At 52.4% G+C, this 18,693-nt stretch carries 15 protein-coding genes; 11 read left to right on the forward strand and 4 right to left on the reverse strand.

The window, feature by feature from the left end; genetic code table 11:
• Positions 1-142 precede the first annotated feature (142 nt).
• The 5 genes from J3P35_RS16570 (at position 143) to J3P35_RS16590 (ending at position 5,309) form a co-directional block, all read left to right on the forward strand.
• Positions 143-598 (forward strand): helix-turn-helix transcriptional regulator, encoded by a 456-nt coding sequence (locus J3P35_RS16570; RefSeq protein WP_210465785.1) that lies wholly within the window; start codon positions 143-145, stop codon positions 596-598.
• Between the two features lie 50 nt (positions 599-648).
• The gene (locus J3P35_RS16575; protein WP_210465786.1) at positions 649-1,065 is read left to right on the forward strand and encodes a VOC family protein; all 417 of its coding nucleotides are present in this window, start codon (positions 649-651) and stop codon (positions 1,063-1,065) included.
• 277 nt (positions 1,066-1,342) lie between these two features.
• Positions 1,343-1,777, forward strand: coding sequence for an SRPBCC family protein (locus J3P35_RS16580; RefSeq protein ID WP_210465787.1), 435 nt, complete (start codon positions 1,343-1,345; stop codon positions 1,775-1,777).
• 833 nt (positions 1,778-2,610) lie between these two features.
• Positions 2,611-4,191 (forward strand): DUF4394 domain-containing protein, encoded by a 1,581-nt coding sequence (locus J3P35_RS16585; protein ID WP_210465788.1) that lies wholly within the window; start codon positions 2,611-2,613, stop codon positions 4,189-4,191.
• A gap of 257 nt (positions 4,192-4,448) precedes the next feature.
• Positions 4,449-5,309, forward strand: coding sequence for a bestrophin family protein (locus tag J3P35_RS16590; RefSeq protein ID WP_210465789.1), 861 nt, complete (start codon positions 4,449-4,451; stop codon positions 5,307-5,309).
• Positions 5,310-5,422: 113 nt separating this feature from the next.
• On the opposite strand, the gene J3P35_RS16595 is transcribed toward J3P35_RS16590, so the two are convergent.
• From J3P35_RS16595 to J3P35_RS16610, 4 genes are all read right to left on the reverse strand, one after another.
• Positions 5,423-5,824, reverse strand: a complete 402-nt coding sequence (locus tag J3P35_RS16595) for a hypothetical protein (RefSeq protein ID WP_210465790.1) — start codon at positions 5,822-5,824, stop codon at positions 5,423-5,425.
• Positions 5,796-6,293 carry a Panacea domain-containing protein gene (locus J3P35_RS16600; protein ID WP_210465791.1) on the reverse strand — a complete coding sequence of 166 codons (498 nt, stop codon included), beginning with the start codon at positions 6,291-6,293 and terminating at the stop codon, positions 5,796-5,798. The genes J3P35_RS16595 and J3P35_RS16600 overlap by 29 nt, the downstream gene beginning before the upstream one ends.
• A 269-nt stretch (positions 6,294-6,562) precedes the next feature.
• Positions 6,563-7,093: a GAF domain-containing protein gene (locus tag J3P35_RS16605; RefSeq protein WP_210465792.1), complete on the reverse strand. Its 531-nt coding sequence runs from the start codon at positions 7,091-7,093 to the stop codon at positions 6,563-6,565.
• Positions 7,094-7,517: 424 nt separating this feature from the next.
• On the reverse strand, positions 7,518-9,683 hold the full coding sequence (locus J3P35_RS16610; RefSeq protein WP_210465793.1) for an FUSC family membrane protein: 2,166 nt from the start codon (positions 9,681-9,683) through the stop codon (positions 7,518-7,520).
• Positions 9,684-10,073: 390 nt separating this feature from the next.
• Here J3P35_RS16610 and J3P35_RS16615 point away from each other — a divergent pair, with 390 nt between their 5' ends.
• From J3P35_RS16615 to J3P35_RS16640, 6 genes are all read left to right on the forward strand, one after another.
• Positions 10,074-11,057, forward strand: coding sequence for a YpdA family putative bacillithiol disulfide reductase (locus J3P35_RS16615; protein ID WP_210465794.1), 984 nt, complete (start codon positions 10,074-10,076; stop codon positions 11,055-11,057).
• A 689-nt stretch (positions 11,058-11,746) separates the two neighbouring features.
• A complete protein-coding gene (locus J3P35_RS16620; RefSeq protein ID WP_210465795.1) occupies positions 11,747-12,319 on the forward strand; it encodes a TetR/AcrR family transcriptional regulator in 573 nt (190 codons plus the stop codon).
• A gap of 43 nt (positions 12,320-12,362) precedes the next feature.
• Positions 12,363-13,691: a TolC family protein gene (locus J3P35_RS16625; protein ID WP_210465796.1), complete on the forward strand. Its 1,329-nt coding sequence runs from the start codon at positions 12,363-12,365 to the stop codon at positions 13,689-13,691.
• 22 nt (positions 13,692-13,713) lie between these two features.
• Positions 13,714-14,856 (forward strand): efflux RND transporter periplasmic adaptor subunit, encoded by a 1,143-nt coding sequence (locus tag J3P35_RS16630; protein WP_210465797.1) that lies wholly within the window; start codon positions 13,714-13,716, stop codon positions 14,854-14,856.
• Between the two features lie 33 nt (positions 14,857-14,889).
• Positions 14,890-18,060, forward strand: coding sequence for an efflux RND transporter permease subunit (locus J3P35_RS16635; RefSeq protein ID WP_210465798.1), 3,171 nt, complete (start codon positions 14,890-14,892; stop codon positions 18,058-18,060).
• Between the two features lie 73 nt (positions 18,061-18,133).
• The gene (locus tag J3P35_RS16640) at positions 18,134-18,631 is read left to right on the forward strand and encodes a hypothetical protein (protein WP_210465799.1); all 498 of its coding nucleotides are present in this window, start codon (positions 18,134-18,136) and stop codon (positions 18,629-18,631) included.
• Positions 18,632-18,693 lie beyond the last annotated feature (62 nt).

An 18,693-nucleotide genomic window follows, 5' to 3' on the forward strand; every position in this document is an offset into this window, starting at 1 on the left:
TTCATTGGATTTCAATGTTTTACCACCCAATTTTAGGTAGATTTACGCTCTTCCTGTAACTGATGCCTGAAAAGTAAGTGCTCTGTACCCGCCAGGAATCAACTTAACCCAGGGCCATTAACCAAATAGACGCTTACTTTCCTTGACTTCAGCCGCCCAGACCTACCCCAAGTTTTACCTTTACAGCCGCATTGTAAAGGCAAAACTCTTTATTGACTCAAATTACCACCAGAACCTGGACCTGGAGAATATCTCTGATGAGGCCTCCTTCTCAAAGTTCCATTTCATCAGGCTCTTCAAATCCATCTACGGCAAAACGCCGCACCATTATCTCACCCAGGTAAGGATTGAAAAGGCCAAGCATTTCCTGCAGAGCAACTGCACCGTAACCGATACCTGCTTTAAAGTGGGTTTTGACAGCATCACCTCTTTTACCGGCCTTTTCAAAAAAACAGTAGGGAAAACACCCTCAGAATACCAGCAACTGTACTGTTTAAGGCAAGACCAAATCAAGGCGCAGCCGCTTAGGTTTATTCCGGGTTGTTTTGCCTCGCAGAAAGGCTGGGCCGAGAAAAGCAATTTTGAAGAGGTCCGGTAAAGATAAACTTCAGACTTTTGTGTCATTGTAAAACAGAAACCAGGAAAGCAATGATTACAAAAATGAACCACGTGAGCGTATTTGTTCTGAACCAGGACAGTGCTTATGACTTTTATGTGAACAAACTCGGCTTTAAAGTACATACAGATGCCTCCATGGAGCCAGGGATGAGGTGGCTGACCGTCTGCCCCCCAGAACAACCCGATCTGCAGATTTCTTTGATGTCTATTGAAGAAGGAATGATGTTCAAAGGCGAGGCTGCGAATCAAATGAGAGAGTTGGTAAAGAATGGCACCTTTGGCTTCGGGATTTTTGAATGCAACGACCTGAACGCCACTTACGAGGAAATGAAAGCCAAAGGCGTGGTCTTCAAGAAGCCGCCCACCAAAGAATTCTACGGCTACGAGGCCCTGTTCTCTGATGACTCAGGCAACTGGTTTTCTTTAGGCGAAAAGCAGGAAGCATAACTCACAATTAGGTAAGCCACCGGATAGTTAGACCAGACTAACTATACTTTGCCAGATAATAGGTCCGGGCAGTCTCCCTAAGCAGAGGCTGCCCGGACTTTTTTGCTGGAAAATCCTCTTCCCTTCTGTCACCCTGTATCTTTTAGCACCAGCTTTGCGGCAAAGCATTCCTTGCTGTATTTCCCTCCAATCCAAAATAGGTGCTGAGTTTTACAGATTCCTTTCTTAGTTTCAAGGCCGATTTAACCAAAACACCTCTGAAACCAACTCTGTAAAAATGGAAAGCACCCCGATCTTAGTAGAAAGTACCGTAAATGCCCCTTCAGAAACCGTCTGGCAAGCCCTTACCCACAAGGAGCAGATGAAAGAATGGTACTTTGACCTGGCAGAGTTCAGACCAGAGGTTGGTTTTGAGTTCCAGTTCTCCGGTGGCCCCGAAGACAGAAGCTATCTGCACCTGTGCCAGATAACGGAAGTGGAGCAAGGCCGCAAAATCGGCTATAGCTGGCACTACGATGGCTATCCCGGCAACACCCTGGTAACCTTTGAACTGTTTCCCCAGGGTGACAAAACCAAAGTAAGGCTCACCCATACCGGGCTGGAAACCTTCCCCTCCAGTAACCCAGATTTTGCCCGTACCAACTTTGAGGCGGGTTGGAATGAGATCATTGGTCAGCTCCTGCCTGCCTATCTTGAGAAGAAAACTGCTTAGATTATCTTCCTTCCCTAACAACAGACTTTCTGAAGGGAGCCTATAAGTTTAGTATTTTCACTTTGTTTATGCTTGGCCAGCCTTGCTTTGGGGATGTTTTCTGAAAAACACCCCAAAAGCAAGGCTGGCTCTACTTTGAAAAGTAAGGCCATTTTCTTACACCTAACTCTCTCACCCGTACGTGTCTGAAACGCCCATGAAGCGACAGCCCTACGCCTCTCATCAGCAACGAAAACCAACCTTCTTCTTTAAAACCCGCAGTTGGGTTCCGGTATTAGGTCTACTGGTGGAATCAGGGATTCTGGCAGACTTCAGAACTGCTACTGCCCCAAAGTAGCCATTCTGTAGCGCATAAAGGCACCGGTCATTCCCAGCAAAGGATTGTATCAATCAATTTAAAAGCGCATACACCAACTGCATCAACTGGAAACCAGCGTTAAACAAACGCCACGCAGCAGGTGAATAAGAGCAAAGGCTAGGGTTCATGCGGGCACGGACCGGATCAACGTCCCTAATCACTTCCAGTCAAACACCGAACTGCACTTGCAGGAAGGCGCCAATTTGCTATTCAGTTCTGATACTTGGTAACTCCTGTGATTCGCTGATAACAGCGAAGAAAGCTTGTTTAATCCAAGCAGTTTCCCTCATTGATTTACTTGTCCCGGCCACTCTTCTATTACGCGTCAGACAAGAAGAACCTTTGTTCAGCCCTGATCCTTTTCTTCTCCCTCTAAGCGAAGGAAAATTATAACAGAATTTTCGTGGCCCTTGTAAAATCCGGTGGCAATTACAGGTCGTAGGTTCTGTCATTCAATCACTTAAACCTATGAAATATGAAAAAGAATTATCGCTTTCACGTATGGGTTTCGGGCCTGTTCTGCTTTTCTAGTCTTCTAACATCCTGTTCAGAAGACGTACTGGAATCTAAAGACCATCTAAACGCTACATCTGGCTTAGAAGCGGTGGTGCAAAGTGATGTAACCTTTTACGCCCTCACAGACAATAATCAACTGGTGAAGTACACCACCGGTGGCAAGGTGCAGGAAGCAGGAGAGGTGAATATCACGGGCCTGAGAAGTGGTGAAAAACTCCTGGCCATCGACTTCAGGCCGGCTACCGGGCAACTCTACGGGGTGAGCAACCAGAGTTACCTGTACGTGATCAACCAAAACACCGGAATGGCCACCCAGGTGGGCACCATGCCTTTCTCGCCGGCCATAGATGGTCCGCAGGTAGGGTTCGACTTTAACCCAACGGTAGACCGCATCCGGCTGGTGACGGATAAAAACCAAAACCTCAGACTGAACCCAGAAACGGGAGCGGTAGCAGCCACAGACGGAGCCCTGAACCCCGGCGACCCAGATGTGGTGGCGGTGGCCTATACCAACAGCATGGCAGGCGCTACTTCTACTACCCTCTATGACATAGATGTAAAAAGCGATAAGCTGTATATCCAGAATCCGCCTAACGCCGGTACGCTGGTGGAAGTTGGTCGCCTGAATGTACAGGCGGTGGGCGAAGGAGGCTTTGACATCGCCCCGGATAATTCGCTGGCCCTTGCGGTGCTGTTCGGGCGGGGCGGCGGAAGCGAGAACCAGAAAGAAGCTTCCAACGGAAACAAATACCGCTTCTATAGCATTGACCTGGCTACCGGCAAAGCCATGAACCTGGGCAAAACAGACCGTACCCTTCTGGGCATTGCCATTCCTACTAACCCAGTGGCCTACGGGGTAGATGCCAGCAACAATCTGCTCATCTTCAATCCGTACAGTGCCTCCATGGTGATCTCCAAAGCCATTACCGACCTTAAACCCGGTGAACGAGTGTTGGGCATAGACATGCGCCCGGCCACTTCACAGCTTTACGCGCTGGGCAGCACCAGCCAACTGTATACCGTGAACCTGGCGTCGGGTGCCGCCAGCCCCGTAGGTACGCCGTTCACCCCTACCTTGTCCGGGGAGTATTTCGGGTTTGATTTTAACCCTACAGTAGACAGAATACGGGTAGTGAGCAATACCGGCCAGAACCTGCGCCTGAACCCCAACACCGGCACGGTAGCCATGGCAGACGTGATGCTCAATCCGGGTAGCCCAGCGGTAGACGCCAGCGCTTATACCAATAACTTCGCCGGGGCTACCACCACCGCGCTGTATAACATTGATTACAATACAGATGGTCTTTACCTGCAGAACCCACCTAACGCCGGAACCCAGGTGTTCATTGGCAGCCTGGGACTAGCCACCGGCCCTAACAACGGGTTTGACATTGGAGGCGTAAGCGGCACCGCGTTGGCTCTTTTGCAAACCGGCGCACAATCCGGCATTTACCGCATCAACCTGAGTACCGGTAGTGCTACCCTGGTGTCTACCCTTTCGCAGACTCCGGTAAGTTTTGCCCTGGGCTTAGGCTTTTAATCAACCCAGTCTATTCTTAAAATCGTTTGGTCCTACCCGAAAAGTAGGATCAACCGATTTTTGGTATATGAGTCAACAGGTAGGGTTATTTTAAGGCAGTTTTCAGGAAAACGGAGCCAAAACGGTGCCAGTAAGCTTATCCTCGGCAAACCCCTGCAGCCATCAACAGAAAACAGGAAGCCAAACTAAATCCTTTATATTTGAGGCACCTCTACACTAGCACTGGCCCTTTTTAACCGCTGCAGCGTACCTCTTCTATGATCAATTACAATCCCAAAGACTGGTTTGTCTTCATTTTCCGCTTCTCCAGATCAGACACCTTCCGGCAGTTGCTCCCGCTTTTATTTGCGGTTGGGGTTTATTCTGGATTGGTAGCGTACCTGGAGCTAAACTATCTGCAGGAAGAAGCGGCAAACCACCTCAAAAATTTGGGGCTGATGCACAGCGTACTGGGATTTGTGATTTCCCTTTTGTTGGTGTTCAGGACCAATACGGCGTATGACCGCTGGTGGGAAGGCCGCAAAGTGTGGGGCAGCCTTACCAACTGCTCCCGCAATCTGGCCCTGAAACTGCAAGCCTGCCTCCAGGAGCCGGAAGACAAACTCTTTTTCCGCCAGATGATTCCCAACTTTGCCTTCGCCCTGAAGAACCATCTGCGCGAGAACGAAGACTATCAGGAGCTGGATTCTGTTTTGGACCTGAAAACGGAAAAACACCTCCCAAACCAAATAGCCAGCGCTATCTTTTCAAAAGTAAACGAACTGCACCAAACCGGTACCCTTTCTGCGGGGCAGTTGATGATTCTGGACCAGGAGATCAGGAACCTGACCGATGTAACCGGCGCCAGTGAGCGCATCAAGAACACACCTATCCCCTTCACCTACAGCGTCTTCATCAAGAAATTCATCTTCTTCTATGTCATGACACTGCCGTTTGGGTGGGCGTTCAGTATGGGCTATTACGTAATCCCTATGGTGATGCTGGTCTTGTACGCCATGGCTAGCCTGGAATTGATAGCCGAGGAAATTGAGAACCCCTTCGGCTCTGATGACAATGATTTGCCGTTAGACCAGATCTGCGCCAACATCCGGAAGCACGTGGGCGAACTGCTGGGGTAAACCGTTTCAAACCCTTTTTTACCAAAAGAGCCCCAAAGCAGGGAAAGCACATGAAAAGAAAAAAAAGAGCCATGAGCTCTCCTTTTAGTTATATCCTCATCAGGTCTACTCCATTACCTTGGTGGTGGCCCGGTGTCTACGTTTTTGGTCAGGTACCTGGTGAGTAAGCTGCCAATGGCCCCCGAGCCGGCGTACTTGGCCAGGTTATCCAAGACTTCAACCTGTTCCTTGGTCAGCCACTTCCACTCCTCGGCGGCAATGAGGTGGAAACCCCGCACCCCAATACAGATGGCAATGACAATACCCGCTATGATGATGTTCCCCTGAATGGCCCAGTGGATGATGGTTTTGGCCCCTTGCTCCCGTTGGTGCTCCCTTTTGCGCCGGTCGCTGGCAAACCATTCATCCTCTTCCTTAGCCTTCCTTAATGCTGCCGGCGGCGGCGGTGATGCCCTGATGGCGGCAAGATCAAGGTTGGAAGACGGACTAGGCTGATTGGGCTGCATGGGGGGCATTCACTAGCTTCTGATAATATTCCTTTATGAGATCGTTGGGGATGATGACATTGTTACTGTGCTTTCCTTGCGTGTCCCAGACCTGTTTCCAGGGCGTGTTGTCCTGGTGGGTCATGGCTGAAAGGTCAACGCCCGAGAACTGTCCGTACACTTCCCAGATTTTCTCCAGGAACGGCACCAGGTCGGGGTCAGAGAGGGTCACCAGGGCAGACTCGTTGGCGTTGCCCGCCGTCACCATCTGCTTTATGGTTTCGCCCCCGTAGTCTTTGAAACTGTAATAAATGGAAGGAACCACCGGGCCGTATTTCCAGGCCTCCACAGGTTCAGTCAGCAGCGGTTGCCCCGATAGGCCCAGGTACCACCCATGGGCGATGTACACCAGTTTCACCAGCTTCATATTGGTCACGGGTTCGCCGGTGTCAAAAGACTTCTTGATAAAGAAGTTGGCCACTGCCAGAGCATTTTCCATGACTATCAATTATTTACCTCTATTAAAGTAACGCCCAGCCTGAAAGGAAGGTTGGGCAGTTACCAATACAAAAATATAAAGATAAAGCTGGGAAAACAAAAGGAACGGGGGCCTTTATCCCTTGAAAAGCAGCATGATAACGGGGCACCCCGTTACTGGCAGACAGGGCACTTCTAACGCCTAAACAGGGCCAAACAAAAAGCCTGAACAGGGATTTTGCTCAGGCTTTTAAAGGGTAATTTCTGCAAAACAGCTCTAAAACGGAAGACTCAGATCATGGTTTGGGTATAGAGCTGGCACTTCCAGAGGTCCAGTTCGTCCATAACCAGCTTAGCCATGTATTCCAGCGTGATTTTGTCATCAATGGTGAATTCACGGGGTTCTTTGTCTAAAATGCATACCGCCCCCAGGTTATAGCCGTCATAGGTGGTAATGGGCACCGCCGCATAGAACCTGAGTCCGAATTCACCGGCCACCAGCGGATTCTTCGCCAGGCATGGCTCATGAAGGGCATTCTTGAAAATGGTGGCTTCCTGCCGCAAGATGGATAAGGAGCACAGGCTCTGACCTCTATCTACCTCATTGGTGTCTTCCATGCCCACGTTGCCTTTAAACCAAACCCGGTCCGCATCCACAAAGGATACCAGGGCAATGGGCACCTTGAAGATATGCGCCGCCAGCGCCGCGATGTGCTTGAAAGGACCGTCTGTTTCTGTATCTAAAATCTGGTAATCATGCAGTTTCCTCAACCTCTCTGCTTCATTTTGAGGGATAATATCTACCCCAAAAGTATTTGTCATGGCCATGTACGCTTGTCTGTTCTTTTCCCACTACTGCTTTAAGATTTCCGTCTTTACGTCCAATTCAAATCAAGGTTAAATGAAATATTAAATAAAGTATAGGAAAAGTTATAAGTTGCTATTTCCCAAGGCTTAGCTTAATATTAAAGAAATCTTGTATTTGCCCATGCAGCACCCATAAAACCGGTAAACACCCCCTAATAAAGCAGGTAGTAAGGCCGCAATATAAGGGTTTAGAAGCCATAGCAAGAAACATACCCAAACTGATTTGACAACCTGTTTTCCTGCAAACCGAAAGGAAAGCCTCTGGTGAACGGTACCCCTACCTTGCGCATCGTCCCATTTAAGCCTGCATTTCTCAAAAACAGGCGCTAAACAGGAAAACCAGTAAAACCTGCTGCTCTACCTGCAGGAAAGTAGTTACTTAAGTCTTGCTCACTTGCTCGCCTTGCAGCACGGCAGAGATCTTGGCGATATCGGTGGAGACCTTCTTGATGAACTCCAGCTGTTCTTTTAGCAGGAGCTCGTCTGAGGAAAGGCCGGCTGGTTCGGGCACTTCGGGCTCGGGCAGGTGCACGGTGCTCTCACAGGCTTTTTCAGCGGGGTCTAAGGTTTGCAGCGCCTCGGAGAGGGAAAACTCTGCCCGCCGCAGGATTTTGAAAAAAGCGGTAGGATAGGTTTCCGGTACCCGGTTTCTTCTGGACGAAAAAATGGTGGCTATGTAGGAAGAGAGAATATGGTTCAGAACCACGAACTGGAAGATTTCCTGGCGGTGCAGCTGTTTGCTGCGGGGTTCATCGGTCATGCGCTGGAAAGCCGCCGATAGGTTCGCTGAGTTGACGTATACTTCCTTGCGGGACAGCTTGTACTGCACCTCGGTGATCTCCTTACCGGCCAGCCTCTCGGCCAGCACCTGCAGGTACCGCAGGTTGGCTTGCACTACGTTATTGAGCAATCGGCCCACCTGCTTGGACTCCCAGTTAGGAAACACGAAATAAGTAGCCGCAAAGGCGATAGCGCAGCCCACCACAGTATCTACTATACGTTCCTGCACAATGGTCATACCCCCGCCGCCCAGGAAACTGAACAGGATGAGCATGAAAGGTGTCATGAGCGTCACGCTCAGCATGTAGTTGATGCGCTGCACGCTGTAGAAACCCGTCATGAACACCAGCATAAACGCAAACTGCAGCCGCGTATCCTGCACCAGGTACAAGATCAGCAGCCCCAGCACCCCTCCCGCCACCGTCCCGATGATCCTTTCTTTGTTCCGTTGTTTGGTCAGGCTGAAGGCGGGCTTTAGCAGGAAAATCACGGTGAGCAGGACCCAGTAACTGTGCTGCCCGTACGGGAACAGCTTGGTCAAGGCATAGGCGAACAGCGCCACCAGCGCCACCCTGAACGAGAACCTGAACACCGATGCCCCAAAGGTGAGGTTGTTCAGAAACACTTTGGGGTCAATGGTCTGGTGCGAGATAAAGAGCGAGAACTCTATCTCCCGGGACCTTTTCCTAAGTTCCTCTTTATCCAGGCTGAAGTAAGACCTGATTACCGTGAGCCGTTGGGCAATGGACCTGATGTTCACGAAAATCTTGCGCAGAACCAGGTGGCTGGTTTGGTCTTCCTTCTCGGCCACTGCGTCTATGCCGGTTTTGAGTTGATCCAGCCGGGAGGTCAGGTCCTGGGTGTTGCGGTGCGGCAGGTTAGCCTGCACGGCAAAGGCAATGTTGTCCAGCTCATCGGCGAGTAGTTCTATGAGGCCCGCAAACTCCGGCAGCAGTCCCATATGCCCGTATTTCTCCCTGATGGATCCGTAATCATAATGGATGGCGGTGACCTGTTCATACAGATCCACCAGGTCTACAAACGCCATGAGCAGCGTGCGGCCCGTATCCGTGGATTCTTTCAGGAGCTGGCGGCTCTTGAACATGAGCTCGCGCAGGGCATCCATCTTTTCACTCACCAGGATCTGCTGCGAGATCAACTGGCGGTAATCATCCTCCAGATTGTTCTGGGAATGGTAAAAGGCGGCTTTCAGCCGAAGGAACTTAGCGACCTCCTTCACGCATTCGCCCAGGGCCTGTTGTGCGGGCCGATAAGGCATAAACCGGTTAGAGACCAGGCTCAGGAGCATGTACCACACGCCACCCGCCATCACTAGGCCGCTGTAGATAAAAACCTGCTCCGGCGTGAGCGGCCGGTCCATGGTCATGACCAGCACAAGCAAGCCGCCCAGCCCAATAAAGGAGGCCCGCATCCCGTACACCAGCAGCATAGAGCAAAGAAAGCTGGACACCAGAATGGCCAGGCCCAAGGTGAGCACGTGCATACGGGCGAAGCCAATGACCAGCGCCATCACCGTGCAGAGGCCAATACTCAGGAGCATGGCGTTGCGCTTGTGTCGCTCCGGCCCCGGCGAATCTGCCAGACTCACGCTAATGGCCCCCAGGGAGATGGTGATTCCCGACTCAAAATGGCCCAACTGCGAAAAGAGCAGGGAAGGCAACAGCGCCGCCACAGTGGTGCGGATGCCATCATAGAAGTTCTGGCTGTAGAAAAAAGACTGGAGCTCCCTTACTTTCCTGTTCATTCTTTACTAATGGGTGAATGCGTGATGGTGCGGCTGCGTGAAGACGAATCAAAGTTTGAAGGTACTAACTTCCAGAGAAGCAGAAGGACTTCCCCTTAAATCAGGTTGGCAGCCCTTCAACTCAGCAGCCGTCTCTTTATTTGGGCTACTTTTACGGAAACAGCGTAAAAACGTCAGGTGCAACCCAAAGCCTTAACGTAATAGACACAAGTGAGGATTTGGGTCAAAAGGAGCAGCTATCCTTCAAGGCATTGACCAGCAGGGTTCCCAGATTAAGCCTAAAATCATTTTCTGCGTATTATTTTTATTTGTTTGAATCACCTACATCTGTTCCTCTAAATTCATTCGTTCTCTCACCCTCTCCTTCAATCATTGAATTACCTTTACGGCATGCGTACCTCTTCAGAATTTGATATTGTCATCATCGGGGCTGGCCCCATTGGCCTGACCTGCGGTATTGAGGCCCAGAAAGCCGGCCTCTCTTACGTGATCATTGACAAAGGCACCCTGGTCAACTCGCTCTACAACTACCCGGTGACCATGTCGTTTTTCTCCACCTCAGAGAAGCTGGAGATTGGGGGCGTGCCTTTTATCTCTGACAACCCCAAGCCGCGCCGCAACGAGGCACTGGAGTACTACCGCCGCGTCACGCTCAAGTTTCACCTGAACCTGCGGCTGTTTGAGGAAGTATTGTCGGTGCAGAAGTCCGGAGAGCAGTTTGAGGTAAAAACCATTAAGGAAACCTACCGTGCCCGCAAAGTCATTGTCTCCACCGGTTTCTATGACTTGCCCGCGCTCATGGAGGTGCCCGGTGAGGATTTGCCGCACGTGACCCATTACTACAAAGACCCGCATTACTATGCCCTGCAGAAAGTAGTGGTGGTAGGCGCGAGCAATTCCTCAGTAGATGCGGCGCTGGAAACCTACCGCAAAGGCGCCGAGGTCACCATGGTGGTGCGAGGCCCGGAGATTGGTCGCCGGGTAAAATACTGGGTGCGGCCCGATGTGGAGAACCGTATCAAGGAGGGCAGCATCAAGGCTCACTTCAACTCCTGCATCACGGCCATCCGCCCAGGTGAGGTGGACATCAACACCCCCGATGGGCCTATCACGCTGGAGAACGACTTTGTGCTGGCGCTCACCGGCTACAAACCCAACTTTGAGCTCCTCCGGAAATTTGGCGTAGAACTCTCCCCAGACGACAAACTGTACCCGCAGCACAACACCCAAACCATGGAAACAAACCAGCCAGGGCTCTACCTGGCGGGCGTGGTCTGCGGCGGCATGGACACACACCTCTGGTTCATTGAGAACTCCCGTGATCACGCCGAAAAGATTGTGCAGCACATCCTTGCCCAGGATCGGGTTTCTTAGCCCCTTTCTCGTTTAGGGGTTGATTTTCTGAAAACGGCCCCCAAAACGAAAGCTTTACAGTTACAGAGAAAAAGGAGGACTTCAAGTTCACCTATTTCCCCGTTTCCTTGATCTGTCGCCTGACAGACCAACCCTGTAGGTTTTTAAGTCAACCTTTTGGTCTGTCAGGGACAGACCGAGGATAGGCCAAGTCTCGGAAAAATGGCCCTGAAACCAACACAGGCCTTCTCCAATTCAAAGGACAAGCTTCACCTTGCAAATGCTGAAAGGTTACCTAACACCAGCCAGATGCTTTCCAGCCGGTCAATGCCAATGATTTTGCATAAAGCCAACAGACTAGCACCTGCCTCCTGCACAATAAGGAAATTCCTGAACCGGCCTTGTCTGAAAACATACAAGCCACTCCTCCAACTCCCCTCCCATTCTTTTAGAAAGCCTCTGTTCCGGGCCTGATTTTGGAAGAACAGACCCGGAATAGGTAATTGTCTGAAATCCAATGGCCTTAGGGTATCCCGGAGGTAACCAAAAGATAACACCACCTCAATAAACTGATTAACAAATAGTTACACATTATACAAGTGCTTTCCGCTTTCCTCTCTATTGAATAAAACAAACAATGGCTTGTATAAACAGGGTTAAGCTGCTTTACTTTGCACACCGAATGAACGTTCAATAGACAGAAAAAGACCTTGGAGATTATTGCAGAGAAGAAGAAAGCGATTCTGGAGAGTACGCTGAAATTGATCAAGGAAAACGGCTTCCATGGCACGCCCATGAGCATGGTGGCCAAAAGAGCGGGGGTAGCCGCGGGCACCATCTACCACTATTTTGACAGCAAAGACACCCTCATCATGGACCTGTTTGCCTACACCCAGCAACAGGTGCAGGAAGCTGTGCACAAAGACCTCCGCGAGGGCATGGACCTGAAGGAGAATTTCTTTCTGCGCTGGATCAGCCGCTGCCAGTTCTACATCCAGCACCCCGATGTGCTTTTCTTTATTGAGCAGTTTGTAAGCTCGCCTTACTACCCGCGCTGCCCCGCCGACCAGAATGACCGCATCCAGAACGATATCAAAGAATTTATCCTCCTGGGCCACCAGCATGGTATCCTGCGGGAGGTAGACCATAAACTCATGTCCATCATGATCCACAGCAGCATCATGACCGCCGCCCGGGTTCACCTGGACGGTAGAGTGCAACTGGGAGACAAGGAGTTCCAGCAACTGGCCCAGATGATCTGGGACAGCATTCGTAAACTGTAAATCACCCCCTAATCAGCTTCTAATACATTTATCACCCTCACTTATGAAAAAAACAAAATATCTGGTGCCCCTGCTGCTGAGTTGCCTTCTGGCTCCTTTGGCCTTGTGGGCACAGGTGACCCCAGATAGCACCGCTGGCAGGCTATCCCTGCAGCAGTGTGTGGAGTACGCCCTGAAAAACCAAGCCCAGGTACAACAGGCACAGATAGACGAAGAGATTGGCGAGCGCCAGATCAGGGCGCAGTTATCGGGTTGGTTGCCGCAGGTGTCTGCGAACTACGCGCTTACCCACAACATCAAGCGGCAGCAGAGTGTGTTCGGGGACCAGGTCATCACCATCGGGCAGAAATACACCTCCAACATCAACTTCCAGGCAAACCAGACCCTGTACAGCAATGACCTGCTGCTGGCCTCCCGGGCTGCGCGCTTTACCCGCTCGGCGCTGGACCTGAACACACAGGCAACCAAGATCAACACGGTGGTAGACGTGAGCAAGGCCTTTTACAACATCCTTTTGAGCCAGGAACAGCTCCGGATTCTGGAGGAGAACATCCTGCGCCAGGAGAAACAGTACCGCGATGCCCGCGCCCAGTATGAGCAGGGGCTGGTAGACAAGACCGATTACCAGCGCGCCAGCATCACGCTCAACAGCATCAGGGCAGACCGCAAAAGAACCCAGGAGGCCATCAAGTCCAGCACCGCCGTGCTGCAGGAGCTCATGGGTCTGCCGGTGGGTTCCCCTCTCACCCTGGCTTATGATTACAACCAGATGCAGCAGAACATCCTCATGGATACCACCCAGAACGTGACCTTCGCCAACCGGGTAGAGTTCCAGCAGGTGCAGACGCAGCGCCAGATCCAGGGCCTGAACACCCGCTACTACCGGTGGGGATTCCTGCCTACGGCCTCGGCGTTTGTGAATTACAACCCTACGTTCTTCAGCTCCACCTTCTCAGACATCTACAGCCAGTCTTACCCCACCTCGGCTTTAGGGCTGCAGATAGGCATCCCTATATTCCAGGGGGGCCGCAGACTGCAGAACGTGCGCATCTCTGAACTACAGGAAGAAAGCCTGAACGTGGAATTGCAGAATATCCAGCGCCGCATCAATACCGAGTACCAGACCGCCCTGGCCAACTACAAGAGCGATTACAATGACTGGCTGACCCTGCAAAGCAACGTGCAGCTGGCGGAGGATGTCTACAACGTGATCAAGCTCCAGTACAACGAGGGCATCAAAACCTACCTGGACCTGATTGTGGCCGAGACCGACCTCAGAACCGCCCAGCTCAATTATTACAATGCCCTGTACAACGTGCTGTCCAGCAAACTGGATGTGCAGCGCGCCCTGGGCACCATTGCAGTTAACTAACCGAGAGAAAAACCATAGTATCATGAAGATAAATCTATCCACCTTAACGGCGCTCACTTTGTCTGGCGCGTTTTTGATTTCCTGTGGCAAAAAGGAAGCCGCCCCTGCCGGCCCTATGATGGGCGGCCCGGTTCCCGTGAACACCATTACCGTTGCTGAAGAAAACGTGGTAGGCACGGACACTTACCCCGGTACCGTGGTGCCGCTCAGCGAAGTGGAATTGCGCCCCCAGGTAAGCGGTTATATTTCCCAGATTTTTGTAAAAGACGGTCAGCGGGTAACCAAAGGCCAGCGGCTGTACGAGATTGACCGCACCAAGTACCAGGCCGCTTACCGCCAGGCCCAGGCCAACGTGCGCAGCGCCCAGGCCAACCTCAACCGAGTGCAGAAAGACCTGGAACGCTATGAGAACCTGGCCAAGCAGGACGCCATCGCCCGCCAGCGCGTAGACTACGCCCGCGCCGATGTGGAAACCGCCCGTTCCCAGGTGGCCGTAGCCCGCGCCCAGGTAGCCAGTGCCGCCACAGATTTGGGTTACTCCTTGATCAACGCCCCTTTCAGCGGCACCATCGGGATCTCGCAGGTGCGCGTGGGTTCGCAGGTGAGCCCGGGCCAGACGCTCCTGAACACCATCTCTTCAGACGGACCTACCGGCGTGGACTTCGTGATCAATGAGCAGGAACTTCCCCGTTTCAACCGCCTCAAGCAAGGCAACCAGCCAGACTCCCTTTTCACGCTGACCCTTGCAGATGGCTCCAGATATCCGCACACCGGTAAATTAACGGCCATTGACCGCGCCATCGGCACGCAGACCGGTACCATCACCGTGCGCGTGAGTTTCCCTAACCCAGACCGCCAGCTGGTTTCCGGCATGACCGTGACCCTGAACGTGCTGAACCAGGACATAGGAAACCAGATCACCCTGCCATTCAAAGCCGTGACCGAGCAGCTGGGCGAGTTCTACGTGTACAAAGTGCAGGGCGATTCTGTGCAGCAGCAGAACATCAAGCTAGGCACCCGCTTCCAGGACAAGATCGTGGCCCGCGAAGGCCTCAAACCCGGTGATGTGATTGTGGTGGAAGGTATCCAGAAGCTGCGCCAGGGCGCGAAAATCCAGGTAGGTGCACCGCAACCGGCCGCCGGAGCCCCAGTTGGCGCCAGATAAAAATATTTAAAATATAGTTTTTTCAGAAAGAGTATGATATCTGAAGTATTTATAAGACGGCCCATCACCGCCATCGTGATCTCCATTGTGATCGTGTTGGTAGGAACGCTGGCCATGATGAACCTGCCCGTCACCCAGTACCCGGACATCTCCCCGCCCACGGTATCGGTTTCGGCGAACTACACCGGTGCCGATGCGCAGACGGTGGAGCAGACGGTGGCCACGCCCATAGAAACCCAGATCAACGGTACGCCGGGTATGGCTTATCTGACCTCCACCAACACCAGTACCGGGCAGATGAACATGAGCGTGATCTTTGAGGTGGGCACTGACATTGACATCGCTACCCTGGACGTGCAGAACCGCGCCAGCGTGGCTGAGCCCAGCCTCCCAGAAGAAGTGCGTCGTTTGGGCGTGACCGTTAGAAAGCGAAACCCCAGTATCCTGATGGTGGTGGGGATCTACTCCCCTAACAAAACCCACGACATCCAGTACCTGGACAACTACACCAACATCTACGTTAAGGATGCCTTGCTGCGGGTGAAAGGGGTAGGTGACGTGACTTCCATTGGACAGGACTTCAGTATGCGCCTGTGGCTGCAGCCAGATAAAATGGCGCAGTACAACCTGAGCGCAAACCAGATTGTAACGGCCATCCAGGAACAGAACTTGCAGGTAGCCGCTGGTACCGTGGGCGGCAGGCCGCAGTACAACACCCAGGCTTTCCAGTACCCGATCACTGTAAGCGGACGTCTGGCAACCCAGGAGGAGTTCGGGAATGTGATCATCCGCACGAACCCCGAGGACGGCTCGCTGGTGTATTTGAAAGATGTTGCCCGTATTGAGTTCGGTCAGTTTGACTACGGACGGCAAGCTACCATCAACAGCAACCCGTCTGGGATTATGCTGATTTACCAGGCGCCGGGTTCCAACGCAGTAGAGACTGCAGAGGGCATCTACGCGGCCCTCACAGAAATGAAAAAGACCTTCCCCGCCGACGTGGATTACATTGTCTCTTTTGAGTCAGTGTCTGTGGTGGAGGTTTCTATCAATGAGGTGGTGCATACGCTGTTGGAGGCCCTGGTGCTTGTGATCATTGTGGTATTCCTGTTCCTGCAGAGCTGGCGCGCCACGCTGGTACCAATCCTGGCTATTCCGGTTTCCATCATCGGGACGTTCATCTTCTTTATCCCACTGGGCTTCACCATCAACACGTTGACCTTGTTCGGGTTCGTGCTGGCCATTGGTATTGTGGTGGATGACGCCATTGTGGTGGTAGAGGCCGTGCAGCACTATATTGACCATGAGCGGTTATCGCCAAGGGAGGCTACCCGCCGCGCCATGAAAGACATCACCGCGCCGGTAATCGCCATTGCCTTGATCCTGGCGGCGGTTTTCATCCCGGTGGGCTTTATCCCCGGCATCGTGGGCCGTCTGTACCAGCAGTTCGCTATCACCATCGCTATCTCCGTGTTGATCTCGGCGTTTGTGGCCTTGACGCTGACCCCAGCACTTTGCTCGCTCATGCTGCGCCCTATGAACGTGAGCCGCGAGTCAAGAGGTCTGAACAAGTTCTTTTACCGGTTCAACAATTGGTTTGCCAGGACCACCGAGTCTTACTCAGGCGGCGTGCGCCGAAGCATCAAGGCAGCGCCTTTGGCTTTGATTCTACTCGCCTGCTTGTATGTGGGCACCGTGGGCTTGTTCGCGAATAAACCAACCGGCTTTATTCCTACCGAGGATGAAGGACGTCTGTTTATCTCCGTTGAATTACCGGAGGGTTCCTCTGCGAACCGCACCCAGGCGATTCTTGAGAGAATGGCCGTGATCCTGCGCGATGTGCCGGCTATCAAGAACTCCACCTCTATCTCAGGTCTGAATGCCATCAACTTCTCGTTCAAATCTAACAGTGGTACCTTCTTTATTCAGATGCACCCCTGGGAGAAAAGACAGGAAGAATCCATGCGCTTGCAAGGGGTAATGGCCGATCTGAACAAACGTTTCAGCGCCATTAAAGAAGCCAACATCATTGTGGTGGCGCCGCCGGCCATTCCGGGTCTGGGTCAGTCGGGTGGTTTCAGCTTCATGCTGGAGCAGCGCACGGCTGGTGACATCAAGGAGATGGAGCGCGTGATGGGTCAGTTCCTGGGCGCCGCGAACCAACGTCCCGAAATTGCCATGGCCTACAGCTTCTTCAACACCCGCACCCCTGGTTACCACGTGGATGTGGACCGCGAAAAAGTGAAGAAACTGGGCATCAACCTCACCGATGTTTTCGCGACGATGTCTTCTTACATGGGTAGCCGCTACATCAACGACTTCACCCGCTACGGCCGAAACTACCGCGTAGTAGCCCAGGCAGACACCGCCTACCGCATGGACATCCAGAACATGAACCAGTTCTACGTGCTCAACCGCCAGGGAGAATCAGTGCCACTGAGTGCCCTCATCACCACCAAGGTGGAAGAGAATCCGGCGGTGATCTCGCACTATAACCTGTTCCGGTCTGTGGAGATCTCGGGTAGCGCCAAACCCGGTTACAGTAGCGGTCAGGCTTTGCAGGCTCTGGAAGAAGTGGCCGCGCAAACCCTGCCAGCCGGTTACGGTTACGACTTCTCGGGCCTGAGCCGCGAGGAATTAGCGGCCGGTAACAGTACCGTCTACATTTTCGCGCTGTCTATTGTGCTGGTACTGCTCTTGCTGGCCGCCCTTTATGAAAGCTGGTCAGTTCCGTTCTCTATCTTGTTTGCCATTCCGCTGGGGATGTTCGGGGCGATCCTGGCCCTCACCTTCCTGCCTAAACTGGACAACAACGTGTACGCCCAGATCGGGATGATTACCCTTATTGGTCTGGCCGCCAAAAACGCCATCCTGATTGTGGAGTTCGCCAAAGAGCGGGTAGACAAAGGCATGGAGCTGATTGAGGCGACCATTGAAGCGGTAAGGCTGCGTCTGCGCCCGATCATCATGACCTCGCTGGCTTTTATTCTGGGGGTGGTACCGCTGGTACTGGCTTCCGGTGCGGGCGCCGTGTCAAGACAGACCATTGGTTGGGTGGTAATTGGCGGTATGCTGGCGGCTACGTTCCTGGCCATCTTTATTGTGCCGGTGCTGTACGTGGTGATCACGCGTCTGGCTTACGGTAAAAAAGGCCTGGCTGCACTGCGCGAAAGATACCGCGACGTTGACTTTGACCACCACTAGGTTATATAAACTTTAAACCAAAAGCCCCGGCTCCTGAGACCGGGGCTTTTTACTAAACACAAGCATGCTGTTTATGAGCCAATTTTCGCAAAACGCCCCTAAAACCGCTTTTACCCTTTCTTCCGCTATAGGCGTGTACCAACTGGTGGGAGGTCTGCTGGGCCTGGGCTTATTCCTGAAGTTGATTCCGGCTTTGGAGAATCCATCGGCCACCACCTGGGTGGGCATTCTGCTGGCGGCCCTGCTCTACGGCTTCTCTATCTGGTGCGGCTTTTCGCTTTTGAAGAAGACCCGCTCCGCCTACACCTTGTCTATGGTGAACCAGATTCTGCAGGCGTTCAGCTTCGGGATGAGTGGCGTGGCTTACAATTACGTGGCAGGTCTCAAGGTGGGGGTAGGCATTGATTTCCTGGCCAGCTGGGTATTCAAGCTCCGGTTCTCGTTATCATCCTTCAACTTCAGCTTTGGAACTCACGCGGGCATTTCCTTCGTGTCGGTGAATCTGTTGGCCTTGCTGCTGCTTTACCTGCTGGAACGTACCAAAGACGAGGCGAAAGGAACACTCCGGTAAGGCTATTTCATTCTCATGTGGCAACCAGACAGGTAATCGGCTGATTTCACCTCCAGTCGCTT

This window comes from Rufibacter roseolus (assembly GCF_017916365.1).
Classification (GTDB): domain Bacteria; phylum Bacteroidota; class Bacteroidia; order Cytophagales; family Hymenobacteraceae; genus Nibribacter; species Nibribacter roseolus.

What these genes read in the sequence shown, in the direction of transcription:
- J3P35_RS16610 (WP_210465793.1), bottom strand. Translation starts at nt 9,683, where the DNA reads ATGAACAGGAAAGTAAGGGAGCTCCAGTCTTTTTTCTACAGCCAGAAC.
- J3P35_RS16625 (WP_210465796.1), top strand. Translation starts at nt 12,363, where the DNA reads ATGAAAAAAACAAAATATCTGGTGCCCCTGCTGCTGAGTTGCCTTCTG.
- J3P35_RS16615 (WP_210465794.1), top strand. Translation starts at nt 10,074, where the DNA reads ATGCGTACCTCTTCAGAATTTGATATTGTCATCATCGGGGCTGGCCCC.
- J3P35_RS16640 (WP_210465799.1), top strand. Translation starts at nt 18,134, where the DNA reads ATGAGCCAATTTTCGCAAAACGCCCCTAAAACCGCTTTTACCCTTTCT.
- J3P35_RS16635 (WP_210465798.1), top strand. Translation starts at nt 14,890, where the DNA reads ATGATATCTGAAGTATTTATAAGACGGCCCATCACCGCCATCGTGATC.
- J3P35_RS16590 (WP_210465789.1), top strand. Translation starts at nt 4,449, where the DNA reads ATGATCAATTACAATCCCAAAGACTGGTTTGTCTTCATTTTCCGCTTC.
- J3P35_RS16630 (WP_210465797.1), top strand. Translation starts at nt 13,714, where the DNA reads ATGAAGATAAATCTATCCACCTTAACGGCGCTCACTTTGTCTGGCGCG.
- J3P35_RS16605 (WP_210465792.1), bottom strand. Translation starts at nt 7,093, where the DNA reads ATGACAAATACTTTTGGGGTAGATATTATCCCTCAAAATGAAGCAGAG.
- J3P35_RS16600 (WP_210465791.1), bottom strand. Translation starts at nt 6,293, where the DNA reads ATGGAAAATGCTCTGGCAGTGGCCAACTTCTTTATCAAGAAGTCTTTT.
- J3P35_RS16580 (WP_210465787.1), top strand. Translation starts at nt 1,343, where the DNA reads ATGGAAAGCACCCCGATCTTAGTAGAAAGTACCGTAAATGCCCCTTCA.
- J3P35_RS16575 (WP_210465786.1), top strand. Translation starts at nt 649, where the DNA reads ATGATTACAAAAATGAACCACGTGAGCGTATTTGTTCTGAACCAGGAC.
- J3P35_RS16585 (WP_210465788.1), top strand. Translation starts at nt 2,611, where the DNA reads ATGAAAAAGAATTATCGCTTTCACGTATGGGTTTCGGGCCTGTTCTGC.
- J3P35_RS16595 (WP_210465790.1), bottom strand. Translation starts at nt 5,824, where the DNA reads ATGCCCCCCATGCAGCCCAATCAGCCTAGTCCGTCTTCCAACCTTGAT.